This is a genomic window from Campylobacter sp. CNRCH_2014_2452 (assembly GCF_025772865.1).
Classification (GTDB): Bacteria; Campylobacterota; Campylobacteria; order Campylobacterales; family Campylobacteraceae; genus Campylobacter_D; species Campylobacter_D lari_D.
The window spans coordinates 91,699-103,783 of record NZ_JAKMSX010000002.1; the positions used below are offsets into that span (position 1 = coordinate 91,699).

Annotated in this window: 12 protein-coding genes; 5 read left to right on the forward strand and 7 right to left on the reverse strand. The window is 31.0% G+C overall.

The features are described 5' to 3' along the window. Positions 1–29 precede the first annotated feature (29 nt). From L8X38_RS01565 to L8X38_RS01580, 4 genes are all read left to right on the forward strand, one after another. Positions 30–455 carry a cupin domain-containing protein gene (locus L8X38_RS01565; protein ID WP_087700461.1) on the forward strand — a complete coding sequence of 142 codons (426 nt, stop codon included), beginning with the start codon at positions 30–32 and terminating at the stop codon, positions 453–455. Positions 456–603: 148 nt separating this feature from the next. Further along, positions 604–1,365, forward strand: a complete 762-nt coding sequence (locus L8X38_RS01570; protein WP_263661082.1) for a carboxymuconolactone decarboxylase family protein — start codon at positions 604–606, stop codon at positions 1,363–1,365. Positions 1,366–1,367: 2 nt separating this feature from the next. Continuing rightward, positions 1,368–1,772, forward strand: coding sequence for a cyclophilin-like fold protein (locus tag L8X38_RS01575; protein ID WP_318529578.1), 405 nt, complete (start codon positions 1,368–1,370; stop codon positions 1,770–1,772). Between the two features lie 255 nt (positions 1,773–2,027). Next, positions 2,028–3,110 carry an NAD(P)-dependent alcohol dehydrogenase gene (locus L8X38_RS01580; RefSeq protein WP_263661084.1) on the forward strand — a complete coding sequence of 361 codons (1,083 nt, stop codon included), beginning with the start codon at positions 2,028–2,030 and terminating at the stop codon, positions 3,108–3,110. Here the strand turns inward: L8X38_RS01580 and L8X38_RS01585 are convergent. Both L8X38_RS01585 and rrpA read right to left on the reverse strand, forming a co-directional pair. Then, the gene (locus L8X38_RS01585) at positions 3,107–3,559 is read right to left on the reverse strand and encodes a lipocalin family protein (protein WP_263661085.1); all 453 of its coding nucleotides are present in this window, start codon (positions 3,557–3,559) and stop codon (positions 3,107–3,109) included. The two genes, L8X38_RS01580 and L8X38_RS01585, sit on opposite strands and share 4 nt — an antisense overlap. Next, positions 3,556–3,885 (reverse strand): MarR family transcription factor RrpA, encoded by a 330-nt coding sequence (rrpA, locus tag L8X38_RS01590; RefSeq protein WP_263661086.1) that lies wholly within the window; start codon positions 3,883–3,885, stop codon positions 3,556–3,558. Before rrpA ends, L8X38_RS01585 begins: the two co-directional genes overlap by 4 nt. A gap of 93 nt (positions 3,886–3,978) precedes the next feature. Here rrpA and L8X38_RS01595 point away from each other — a divergent pair, with 93 nt between their 5' ends. Further along, complete coding sequence (locus L8X38_RS01595; RefSeq protein ID WP_263661087.1) at positions 3,979–4,563, forward strand: NAD(P)H-dependent oxidoreductase; 585 nt, start codon at positions 3,979–3,981, stop codon at positions 4,561–4,563. On the opposite strand, the gene L8X38_RS01600 is transcribed toward L8X38_RS01595, so the two are convergent. From L8X38_RS01600 to L8X38_RS01620, 5 genes are read right to left on the reverse strand one after another with little or no spacing between them, the layout of a single operon-like run. After that, complete coding sequence (locus L8X38_RS01600) at positions 4,553–6,370, reverse strand: dynamin family protein (protein ID WP_263661088.1); 1,818 nt, start codon at positions 6,368–6,370, stop codon at positions 4,553–4,555. The genes L8X38_RS01595 and L8X38_RS01600 overlap by 11 nt on opposite strands. Further along, a complete protein-coding gene (locus tag L8X38_RS01605) occupies positions 6,360–8,585 on the reverse strand; it encodes a dynamin family protein (protein ID WP_263661089.1) in 2,226 nt (741 codons plus the stop codon). The genes L8X38_RS01600 and L8X38_RS01605 overlap by 11 nt, the downstream gene beginning before the upstream one ends. Further along, positions 8,563–9,288, reverse strand: a complete 726-nt coding sequence (locus L8X38_RS01610; protein ID WP_012661078.1) for a fumarate reductase iron-sulfur subunit — start codon at positions 9,286–9,288, stop codon at positions 8,563–8,565. The genes L8X38_RS01605 and L8X38_RS01610 overlap by 23 nt, the downstream gene beginning before the upstream one ends. Next, entirely contained in the window at positions 9,281–11,272 is a 1,992-nt protein-coding gene (locus L8X38_RS01615) for a fumarate reductase flavoprotein subunit (RefSeq protein ID WP_220566271.1), read from the reverse strand. The genes L8X38_RS01610 and L8X38_RS01615 overlap by 8 nt, the downstream gene beginning before the upstream one ends. Next, the gene (locus L8X38_RS01620; RefSeq protein ID WP_070255907.1) at positions 11,256–12,035 is read right to left on the reverse strand and encodes a fumarate reductase cytochrome b subunit; all 780 of its coding nucleotides are present in this window, start codon (positions 12,033–12,035) and stop codon (positions 11,256–11,258) included. The genes L8X38_RS01615 and L8X38_RS01620 overlap by 17 nt, the downstream gene beginning before the upstream one ends. Between the last annotated feature and the right edge of the window lie 50 nt (positions 12,036–12,085).

Here is a 12,085-nt window from a genome sequence, read left to right on the forward strand (position 1 = left end):
TTGCTAATCAAACATACAAAGGAGAAAACATGCAAACTATAGAAAAATCCGGAAAATATGAAAGCTTTAAAGGAGATTCTAAAATCTTTAGTGGTGATGTTAAAATACATATGATGTTCAAAGCAAATGGATGGAGAGATTTTAGTGGTGGCTTAGTAGAATTTAGCAAAAATGCCAGAAGTGCTTGGCATACCCATCCAAAAGGACAAACTTTAATCGTAACAGAAGGAGAAATTATTACAAAAGTACCAGGTCAAAAAGCTGTAATAGCCAAAAAAGGTGATGTTATAAGCTGTCCAATTGGAGTAAAGCATTTCCACGGAGCAACGAATACAAGTAAAGGGGTGCATATAGCACTCACAAGTGAAATCGATGGTAGAAATGTAGAATGGTTGGAATTAGTTAGCGATGAAGAGTATAAGAATGCACTCAAAGAGGCAAGAAAGCAAGAGTAAAGCTTATAAAATCTCTACAAATATATGATAAATTTTAAAAATGAAACGTAGAAACTTTTTAAATTTAAGTATAAAAACTTTTATATTTTTGAGTGCAATATCTAACACGATTTTTTCGCAAACTTTAAAAACTACTAAGGAAAAAACCATGCAATTAACACAAAAAGCAAAAGAAATTTTTGAGAAATTTTTTGGAAAAACAGAGAATTTGACACTTATACAAAATGATAAAGAATATTTTACCAACCGCATTAATTTTACTTTTGGCGAAAGTTTTGTAAAGGCAAATTTAGATAAAGAAAAATATTTTTTAATCACACTTGCTTCTACTTTAGCAGTGGGTGGAAAAATAGAATTTGGAATTTTACTTAAAGCGGCGATTAAAAATGAGATAGATCCTATTAAGATTAAAGAAATAATCTATCAAGCCACACCTTATATAGGTTTTGCTAGGGTACTTGATTTTTTAAGTCTTTGTAATGATATATTTAAAGAGTTAAATATTACTCTGCCTTTAAAGTCGCAAGGTACAACTACAAAATCTAATCGTAAAACAAAAGGTAAAGAAATACAAAATATGATTTTTGGCGAGGTAAATATCACTAAAATGATAGAATCTACCCCTAAGGATAAAAACTTTATAAATGATTTTTTAAGTGCAAATTGCTTTGGAGACTATTACACAAGAAATGGACTTGATTTGAAAACTAGAGAACTTTTAACCTTGGTGTATCTAATCTCACTTGGTGGAGCTGATAATCAAGTAAAAGCTCATATGCAAGGGAATATTAATATGAGCCAAAGTAGAGAAGATTTGCTAGATATCATAGCTGCGCTTATCCCTTACATCGGCTATCCAAAGGCATTAAACGCTATTGTAGTACTTGACAGCCTTACTCTAAAGGCTTGATTATGATAAAAATATTGTTTTCATGTTTAATGTGTTTTAATTTTTTACTAGGGGAACAAATGCAGATAAAATTACTTTTTGACGATAAAGAGTTGCTTATAATTTTAGAAGAAAATGAAACTTCAAAGCAGTTTTACAATACCTTACCTATGGAATTAAAATTTAGTGATTTTGCAAAAAAAGAAAAAATTGCTCATTTACCACAAACATTAAACGCAAAAGGAAATAGCACCTATAAACCACAAGTTGGGGATTTATTTTATTATGCACCATGGGGAAATATTGGTATTTTTTATGAATTACAGAAGGCAAATGATGATTTGGTGTTTTTGGGTAAAGTACAAGGTAATTTAGAAATATTAAAAGCACAAAAAGGTGATTTCAAAGTGAAGATTATAAAAAAATAAAATATAACTTGAAATCTATTTAGATATAGAAAAAATTATACATTCTTTTAGATATAAAGATGTACATACTATATAGAGAAAAAATAATAAAAATATAAAAAAATATTCATAACTACCGAGTTTTTATTGGTAGTTGAGTTATATTATTTCAAAAAAACAAACTTACTTACCTTTAGTATAGTATCTTACTTTATTTTCCCTATTGCAATAAAAACCTAGCTTTAATATAATTTCAAAAACCACAAAGGAGATAAAATGGACTCAAAAATCTTTTTAGAAAATGGTCGTGTTAAAAGCAAAGGTTATGCTATGCTTAGCAAAGATTCTAAATTTACACCTTTTGAATTTACACGCCATAAAGTAGGTAAAAACGACATCTTAATCGCTATCAAATACGCAGGAATTTGCCATAGCGACATACACACTGCAAGAAGCGAATGGGGCGAAGCAACCTACCCTTGCGTACCTGGCCATGAGATAGCAGGAGAAGTCATCGCAGTAGGTGAAAATGTGAGTAAATTTAAAGTAGGCGATTATGCTGGGGTTGGGTGCATGGTAAACTCATGCGGAGAGTGCGAAGCATGCAAAAAATCTCAAGAGCAATTTTGCGAAAATGGTAAAACCATCTACACTTATAACTGTAAAGATGTATTTCATGATAATGAAAACACCTATGGAGGCTACTCAAACAACATCGTAGTAAGTGAAAAATTTGCTATCAATGTGCCACAAAATGCACCACTTGACAAAGTAGCGCCTTTACTTTGTGCAGGTATTACTACCTACTCACCGCTTAAATTTTCAAACATCAAAAAAGGCTCAAGCGTAGCTGTAGCAGGATTTGGTGGACTTGGTATGATGGCAGTAAAATATGCTGTGAAAATGGGTGCAAAAGTAAGTGTTTTTGCAAGAAATGAGAACAAAAAATCAGAAGCTCTAGCTATGGGTGTGAGTAATTTTTATACTAGTACAGATAAAAGTGTGGTGAAAGAAAGATTTGACCTCATCATCTCTACCATACCAACCCCTTATGATCCGCTAGCTTATATGGATTTATTAAAATTTGGTGGTGAGATGGCTATAGTAGGATTACCTCCACATGAAGTAAGTCCTAGCATTAACATCATTCATTTTGTACATAAAGCCGGTAAAAAAGTATATGGCTCGCTTATTGGGGGCATTAAAGAAACTCAAGAAATGCTTGACTTTTCTTTAGAACATGGAATTTATCCTGAAATTGAACTCATCAAACCAAGCGAGATTGACAAAGCTTATGAAAACCTCACTTCAGGAAAAGCCAAATTCCGTTATGTAATCGATATGAGTGAGCAGGATTAATACTCATCAAAAATCACATCGCTAGTATCAAAACCTCTTTGCTTGGCTATTTCAAGCAAAGAGTTTATTTGCTCTTTTGCTAAAATCTCTCTTGACAAAATCCATAAATATTTTTTATCAGGACTACCTACGATAGAAACTTGATAGCTTGTGTCAATGTAAATAATCTCATAATTTGGCTTGTTAAAAACATTCATAAAAATACTAAATTTAACCGCTAAAGATCTTGGTGATTTTACCCTAGCTTTGCCATTTGCCTGAGAGATTTCTCCATTTTCTTTAGTGCATATATTTTTGACTTTAATTATAGGCGTAGAGCCTTCATACTCTAGCTCATATTCTGCCTTAGCACTTTTGCAAGTTTTTTGAAAAAACGCAGGTTTTCTAGCCATTTCTAACCATGTACCCATGTATTTTTCTAAATTTATACCATCTAATAATTCTATCATTTTTCTTCCTTTTGATTTGCCTCGCCCCAATCACACATCGCTTGTAAAATAGGAATTAAACTTTGTCCTTTTTTAGCAAGGCGGTATTCTACTTTTGGAGGGATTTGTGGGTATTCTTTACGCGTGATTAAATCATCATTTTCAAGCTCTCTTAAAGTATGTGTCAAAGTCTTAAAAGAAATATTACCAAGATATCTTTTAAGTTCATTATATCTTACAACTTCATAACGAAACAAACAATACAAAACACTCATCTTATACTTTCCCGAAATCAAAGATAAAGTATAATTAAATCCGCATTCCATAAAATCGCACTTTTCTTCCATATACTTTCCTTTTATATAGTATCTTACATAAATTTCAGTATTGAAATAAAATTATAGTTAAATTATAATTTTAAAAATATAAAAAGGAAAAATATGCAAAAAGTATTATTATTAAATGGTGCAAAAGAATTTGGACACTCCAAAGGAAGATTAAACACAAGCTTGCATGAGCTTGCACTTAAGACTTTACAAGAGCTTGATTTACAAACTCAACAAACACACATAGATCAAGGCTATAACACAAACGATGAGGTAGAAAAAATTCTAAATGCTGATGTTTTGATTTGGCAAATGCCTGGTTGGTGGATGGGAGAGCCTTGGATAGTGAAAAAATACATTGACGATGTTTTCACAGCAGGGCATGGAGTGTTTTATAAAAACGATGGTAGAAGTCATAATGAACCTACTAAAAATTATGGCACAGGTGGGCTTTTAAAAAATAAAAAATACATGCTTTCACTAACTTGGAATGCTCCAATACAAGCTTTTGATGATGAAAATGAATTCTTTAATGGAGCCGGAGTTGATGGAGTGTATTTACACTTTCACAAAGCACATGAGTTTTTAGGAATGAGTGCTTTACCTACTTTTATAGCCAATGATGTAATCAAAAATCCTCAAGTACAAGAATATTTCACAAATTATAAAGCACACTTAGAAAAAATTTTTAAAGCTTAGAAATTTGGGATTTGATGCTAGAAATCATTGATTTTTTAGCCTCAAATTCACTTTTTAAATTCAAAATAATCTGTCTTTTAGTCTCAATAAAATCAACAAAACTTTGCATATAATTTTTATAAATTTTTAAAACCACAGGCTTATTTAAAAGCAAATCTTCAAATTCATATACATTAATCTCGGTTAATACTCTTTGATGTACTTCACTTGCTTTAGGATGATACAAGCTAAACTCAGTGCTATCAAGCTCGTAAAATTCTTTACTTGCATTCATTTTAGTACTAAAAAATCCCAAAGTAAGTTTAGTAGCACTTTCATAATTTGCCAAAGCCTTTAGATTAAGCTTTTCTAAAAATAGATCAAGTTCAAGTTGGCTTTTAAACAATAATTGTTTAAAATCTTTTAAAAAAAGTTCTTCACTAGCACTAGCAAAGCTTCTAAAACTAGCAAATTCTTTTTCACTTTCTAAGGCATTTTCTTTTTGTAAATTTGAAAATTGAGCCTTAAAAAGCAAAATTTGCTCTTCTAAATGAGTAAAAAATAAGGAAAAATCATCTTTAATTTGACTAAATTCTAAAGCAATTTCATTTTTTAATCTTTTAAATTCCTTATTCATTGCTTCAGAATTATAAAACATAGCCAAAAACGCATCATCACTTGAAAGATATGGTGCTTTATAAGCAACTTTTTCATAAAGATTTTTCTTAAATAAACCCTTAGCTTCTTTATAATAACTACTATCTTTTTCTTTGATAAATTTTAAAATTTCTTGAGCAATTTTTTCTCCAACAAGTTTTAATTTATCTAAACAATTATGATTTAAAATTTTGATTTTTTGCTCTAGCTTGCTTGTTTTGAAAGTTTGCAAAATAGTATTAAATTTAAGCTCTAATTGCTCTAGCGCATTTTGAAATAAATCATATTGATTTGACAAAAGCTCGCATAAATTACTAAGTTTTTCTTTAATAAAATCTTTTTTAATGCACTCATAATCAAGTTCTTTTAAATACTCATAAAGCAAAGGTAAATTTGACTTTTGCAAATCAAATTTTGCTTCTTTGCATGAAATTGCGATGATTTTTTCAAAATACTTATCAAAAACTAAATGTGCATAATTTAAAACATTTTCTAGCTCATCTTGATTTAACTTGTCTTTTTGATTAAGCACGCAAATTCCACCACGCTCTAAAAGCTTAGCATTTGCCTTTATAGCATCTTCTTCACTTTTTTTACCTGCATTATCAATCAAACTAAGCCAAATAGCACTATGCATAAAAGAAAGCTCTTTAAAAGTAGTTAGCGTATCGGTGGTGTTTGCATTTAAACCTGGGGTATCTATAAGTGTGATATCTTTTAAAAGTTCAATAGGCGCAAAAAGGTGCAAACTTTTAGTTTCTTTTAGCTCATTTCTTTGATCACTAAATTTAGCAAGCTCGTCTATATCTACAATCTCATCACTGCCATCTTCATATTCAACTCTTAAAAAATACTCCTTAGCATAGCGTAAAAAAGTGGGCTTAAAAGTCACTGGCACCACGCCTGTTGGCAGGCATTCTTTTTGTAAAATCAAATTTAAAAGCGTGGATTTACCGCTGGAAAATTGCCCTATAATGGCCACATTAATGGCTCTTTTATAGCTAGCTATAATCATCTCAAGATCTTTTAAAAAGACATCATTTAAATGCAAACTCGGTTCTAAAAATGCATTTTTGATTGCTAAGATTTTTCCTTCAAAACTATCATCAAAGCTTTTACAATAAGCATTTTCATAAGCTTTTAAAAAATCATTAATCAAATCATTTTGCATTTAAAAGCTCCGTTTTTAAAGTCTTTAAACTTTGTAATTTTGTATTATTTTTTTCTAAAAACTCTTTGGAATTTTGTTCATTTTGTTCTATTTGTAAAATCAAGTCTTTTAAGTCTTTGATTTGTTCTTTTTGCTCTTTTTCATATAAATTTAAACTAAGCTCTAAATTAGCAAAAAATTCTTGATTATTTTTTAAATCTAGGGCGATTTTTTCTATATTAAATGTTTGTAATTTTTCTAAAATTTGATTTTCTAAAGAGCTTTCTAGTTTATAAATATCTTGCGTGGATTCTAAATTTTTTAAAAGCTCCGCTTTTAATGCCATAAAAAGATCATTGGTAAAAATGCTTTCTATTTTTGTTTCAACCTTACTTTTAAAATCATCACAATTTTGCTCTAAAATAGCTTTTAAAAAATCATATTTCACACTTAGTGTGGTTTTAAGCTCATTAATTTTATACTCACTTTGCTGTTTTAGCTCTCTTAAAAGATCAAAAATTCCATCTTTTAAAGTCATATCAATGATAGTATTTAGTCTTTGAGTGTTGTTTTTGATTTTATTATTTTGATTATATTTTAGCTCATCTATAAGTTTTTCTTTTAATTTCTTAGCTAGTAAATGCAAAAGTGTTAAAATTTCTTGAGTATTTTCATCTTTTGTGTTAAAAATAGCACTTAGTTCTGCTTTTACTTGCATTAATTTTTCTTTTTTTGCTTTAAAATTATTGATAATAGTTTGATTTTGCTTATCAAGCTCAAAGCTTTCATAATTTAGCATTTTATTAGAAAATTTAATTTTTTCTTCTATTTTTTCTAAATGTAATAATAATTCTTTTTTATAAGCACTTAGAGCAATTTTGTTTTTATCATATAAGCTTTTAGCTATAAGTTCTTCTAGTGTTAAAATATTACTTTGTTCTAAATTTCCACCTTTTTTTTGATAAAAATCATTAGCTAATTTTGAAGAAATACACACAAAATCTAAATTATCTAATAATTCTTGGCTAAGCTGCTTTTGTGCTAAATTTTCTTTGAGTTTATTTTTAGTATAGTTAATTACTTCTTGCAAGTCTTTTTGACTAAGCAAGTCAGCCTTAGTAAGCACAATTAAAAGCTTACTTACCCTTGAAGTTAGCAAACATTCTATAATAAAATCACAATCTTTTTGACTAAGACTTTGAGAAGCATTCATAAGGTGGATTAAAAAGTCAGCCTTGCTTATATACGCTTTTGTTAAAAGCTCTCTTTGGATAATAACATCATCAAGTCCTGGGGTATCAACTATACAAACATTATCTTTTAAAAAATCAAGCGATGAAAAAAGCTCTATTTTTTTAATAAGTGCTGAGATTTTGTTTTTTGCACTAGTATAATTTTTTAATTCTTCAATTTTTATTTCTATATTTTTATTTTCTTTTTCAAGATATTCATTTAGATTAAAATTTTGCTCTAATTGTTTTATAAGTTCTTGCATGTCTTGATTATCTTTAGAGCTTTTTAAAATATCTTGCCATTCTTCATCACTCCAAAAATATATCTTAGCTTTTTGATCTTTGCCGTATTTTAAAACACTCAAATTTGCAGTTTCAGGCACATTAGATACACCTAAAAAATCTTTTTTTAAAAGCGCATTTAGCATGCTTGATTTACCTGCATTTACCACACCCGTTACCGCGATAGAAAAATCAATATTACTAAATTTAACCAAAGCTTCTTGTAAAAGTTTTTGAGCTTTTTCATCCTCGCAAAGCTCTTGTAAGTTTTGATTAATGAGATCTAGTGTTTGATGTGAGTTTTTAACTTCTTGCTTGTAATCTTTTTGAATAACTTTTTGTTTAGATACAAAAGCACATATTAAAGTATTATCGGTGATTTTTTGAAGTTTTTCCAAGGCTTTTAAAAGCTCGTTTTTATCTAAAATTCCCAAATTTAAAGCATTAATAAAACAAACCTGTGCATACTGTATACCATAAAGATCTAAGCGTAAATTTAAACTTTTCATCAAATTTTTAAATTCATTTAAAGCGCTAAATCTTTCATAATTATCAAGATTAGTACTTAAAACAATTGCTGCTTTTTGAGCGTCAATTAAACTTTCATCAAAAAGTGTATTTGTATCAAGATAAACACTATGATTTTGCCAAATTTGTTTTAGTAAGGTTTTAAGTGCCCCCTTTTCTTGGGGGCTAGGATTATTTGTTTCTTTGAGCGACAAGCTGTCTTCTCATATAAGCAATTTTACTTTGTAAAGGTAGTTCTTTTGGACAATTATCTTCACATGCAAGTAAAGACATACATCCAAATACACCATCATCATCGCCCACTAATTCATAAAAATCCTCTATAGTTCTATGATCATGTGGATCTTGTAAATATCTAGCTGTTCTTAAAAGTCCAGTAGCTGCGATAAAATCAGGTCTCATTAGCTTAGTCGCACAAGAAGCAACACAAATTCCACACTCTATACAACGATCAAGTTCAAAAGTCTCATCAGCAACTTCTGGCTCAATACGCTCTTCAAGTTTAGAAATATCTGTTTCTTTTTCATTATGCACCCAACTTTCAACGCGTTTGCACATACCATCAAACCACTCACCTGTATTAACACTTAAATCTTTTATGTGTCTAAATGCAGGTAAAGGCATAAGCTCTATAACACCATCTGGATAGTCTTTTGTCAATGTTTTACAAGCAAGTTTTGGCTTACCATTGATCATCATAGCACAGCTTCCACAAATCCCTGCTCTACATACAAAGTCAAAACTCAAATCCGCATCCATTTTTTCTCTGATTTGAGTTAAGCACACAAAAATCGTCATAAATGGAGTTTCTTCAAGCTCATAAGTAACAAAATGAGGCTTAGAAATTTTACTTAATGGATTATATTTAAATGCTCTTATTGTTAATTTTCTACTCATAATCAACTCCTATTCTTTGATTTGGTGCTTTAAATTTAGCTTGTAATTCATAAGGCATTAAAGCATGTTGAATTTCATATCTACCTTTGCCTTCTGCTTCCATTTTTTCACGGATCGCATCAACTTCAGCTTGGCGTTTTTCACTTAATGGGTTTTCAATGATATTTCCTTTAGCACCATAACCTCTAAATGCAGGTGGAATTTCCATTTTCATAATGTCAAGATCTTCATACTCAACTCTAGGCATACTTTCACCTTCTACCCAGTAAGTATTTGTTCTTTTCATCCAATTTAAGTCATCTCTTTTTGGATAATCTTCTCTATAATGAGCCCCACGGCTTTCTGTTCTTAAAAGCGCACCATAAGCAACACATAAAGCAATTTTTAGCATTCTTGGAACCCTATAAGCTTCTTCAAGCTCTGGATTTGCACATTTTAATTCTTTATCATGTACTTTTAAATCAAGTGATTTATGATATAACTCTTCAAGCTCTTTAACCGCTTCTTCAAGACCTTGACCTGTTCTAAAGATAGCTACTTTTTCCCACATAATGTCTTTCATTCTGTTTTTGATTTCAAAGACATCATGCTTTCCTTCTTTACTTACAAGAGATTTTAAGTAATCATACTCTTTAGAAAGGAAAGATTTAACGATGTTTGTATCAATTTCTGAACCATTTTCTTTACAATATTGTGCAAAATAATCTCCCACGATCATACCTGCAACAACAGTTTCTGAACATGAATTTCCACCCAAGCGGTTAAATCCGTGCATATCCCAACAAGCTGCTTCACCACACGCAAAAAGACCATTTAGCCATTGACTTTCGCCGGTTGGTTTAGTTCTAATACCACCCATTGAGTAATGTTGCATAGGTAAAACTGGCGCCCAGCCTTTTGGACCCTCATCAGCAGGATCAATACCATTAAATGTTTTACAAATATCTTGAACATCACGAAGATTTTTTTCAACATGAGCACGACCAAGGATAGAAATATCAAGCCATAAATGATCTCCATAAGGGCTTTTTACCCCTTTTCCTTTTCTAATATGTTCCATCATTCTACGACTTACAACATCCCTACTTGCAAGTTCTTTTTTCTCAGGCTCATAATCAGGCATAAAGCGGTAACCATCAACATCTCTTAAGATACCACCATCACCCCTACAACCTTCAGTTAGTAAGATACCACTTGGCACGATTGGAGTTGGATGAAATTGCACTGCTTCCATATTTGAAAGTCTGCAAAGTCCAGTTTCAAGTGCAATAGCAGCTCCCGTACCTTCACAAATAACAGCATTTGTAGTTTGTTTATAAATTCTACCATAACCACCTGTTGCAATCATAGTTCCTCTAGCAACATAAGCAATTAATTCTCCATTAGTTAAATCTCTAGCAATAGCTCCTAAACATTTTTTACCATCATGAATTAATCTTACTGCTTCCATTCTATCAATGATTTTAACTTGATGTTTAATCGCTTCATTTGCCACACCATATAACATACAATGCCCTGTTGCATCAGCTATATAACAAGTTCTCCATTTTTTAGTACCACCAAAGTCCCTTGCATTTATAAGACCGTGTGCTTCTTCTTTTTCTTCGATAGTAGTTTTTTGAGCGTTTATAACAACAGTTCTAGGTCCTTTTGTAACTCTAGTCCAAGGCACACCCCAAGCAGCAAGCTCACGAACCGCTTTTGGAGCAGTTTGTGCAAACATTCTAGCTACTTCTTGATCACAGCCCCAGTCAGATCCTTTTACTGTGTCAGCAAAATGCACATCTTCATTATCACCTTCGCCTTTTACACTATTTCCTAAACTTGCTTGCATACCACCTTGTACAGCAGCTGAGTGAGATCTTTTAACCGGACAAATACTTAATAAAGTTACACTCTGACCACTTTTTGCAACTTCAATAGCAGCTCTTAAACCTGCAAGACCACCACCAATAACTAAAGCATCACTATATTGTATGTTCATATTTAGCTCCATCATAAGTTTTTACTATTTGCGCTACAGAGTTGTTTTGGTAATTATTAAGACCTATTTTTGCAAAAGCAGCTAAGCTTAATACACCTAAAACCAAGAAGAAAATACTAATAAACCATTTTGCTTTTTTAAGTTTTTTACGACTTTCTTTTGCATCTTTACCTTCAAACCAACCCCATTTTACACATAATCTATATAAACCAATACTTCCATGTAACTCAACACAGATTAATAAGGCAATATAAAATAACCACATAAAATGACTTACCACTCTATCGCCTGACATATCAGCACTGATTTTATCTGCATTAGTTATAACAAAAATCAAATGCGCTGAACCTAGGAAAAACATTACAAAACCAGTTGCAGCTTGAACCCACCATAAAGAAGAATCACCATGATTCATATATTTTAAGTGTGTTCTACAAAGTTGATATTGTCTAAAATTGATAGGAAATTTTCTCATTGCAAGACCTGCATGCACAAAGAAAATCACTAAAACACAGGCGGCTAAAAAAGAAGTGATGTAGCTCATCATAGGGCTATCAATGATAAATTTTAGTTCCAAAAAGTGAACTACTGAATCAAAAAAATCATCACTAACCAAAATGGTAGAAACGAAAAACATATGTGCCCACATAAACAAGCCTAAAATCAAGCCTGTTGCACTTTGAATATAGTCAAGTTTTGCTGGCATTTTGCTTTTTTTGCCATCAACACTCTTGCCTAAAAAACCTTCAATGAGTTGGCTCATATTTACTCCTTTAAAAAGTTGATAATTTATAATATCGGAGCAATTATAGA

What these genes read in the sequence shown, in the direction of transcription:
- L8X38_RS01565 (WP_087700461.1), top strand. Translation starts at nt 30, where the DNA reads ATGCAAACTATAGAAAAATCCGGAAAATATGAAAGCTTTAAAGGAGAT.
- L8X38_RS01570 (WP_263661082.1), top strand. Translation starts at nt 604, where the DNA reads ATGCAATTAACACAAAAAGCAAAAGAAATTTTTGAGAAATTTTTTGGA.
- L8X38_RS01575 (WP_318529578.1), top strand. Translation starts at nt 1,368, where the DNA reads ATGATAAAAATATTGTTTTCATGTTTAATGTGTTTTAATTTTTTACTA.
- L8X38_RS01580 (WP_263661084.1), top strand. Translation starts at nt 2,028, where the DNA reads ATGGACTCAAAAATCTTTTTAGAAAATGGTCGTGTTAAAAGCAAAGGT.
- L8X38_RS01585 (WP_263661085.1), bottom strand. Translation starts at nt 3,559, where the DNA reads ATGATAGAATTATTAGATGGTATAAATTTAGAAAAATACATGGGTACA.
- rrpA (WP_263661086.1), bottom strand. Translation starts at nt 3,885, where the DNA reads ATGGAAGAAAAGTGCGATTTTATGGAATGCGGATTTAATTATACTTTA.
- L8X38_RS01595 (WP_263661087.1), top strand. Translation starts at nt 3,979, where the DNA reads ATGCAAAAAGTATTATTATTAAATGGTGCAAAAGAATTTGGACACTCC.
- L8X38_RS01600 (WP_263661088.1), bottom strand. Translation starts at nt 6,370, where the DNA reads ATGCAAAATGATTTGATTAATGATTTTTTAAAAGCTTATGAAAATGCT.
- L8X38_RS01610 (WP_012661078.1), bottom strand. Translation starts at nt 9,288, where the DNA reads ATGAGTAGAAAATTAACAATAAGAGCATTTAAATATAATCCATTAAGT.
- L8X38_RS01615 (WP_220566271.1), bottom strand. Translation starts at nt 11,272, where the DNA reads ATGAACATACAATATAGTGATGCTTTAGTTATTGGTGGTGGTCTTGCA.
- L8X38_RS01620 (WP_070255907.1), bottom strand. Translation starts at nt 12,035, where the DNA reads ATGAGCCAACTCATTGAAGGTTTTTTAGGCAAGAGTGTTGATGGCAAA.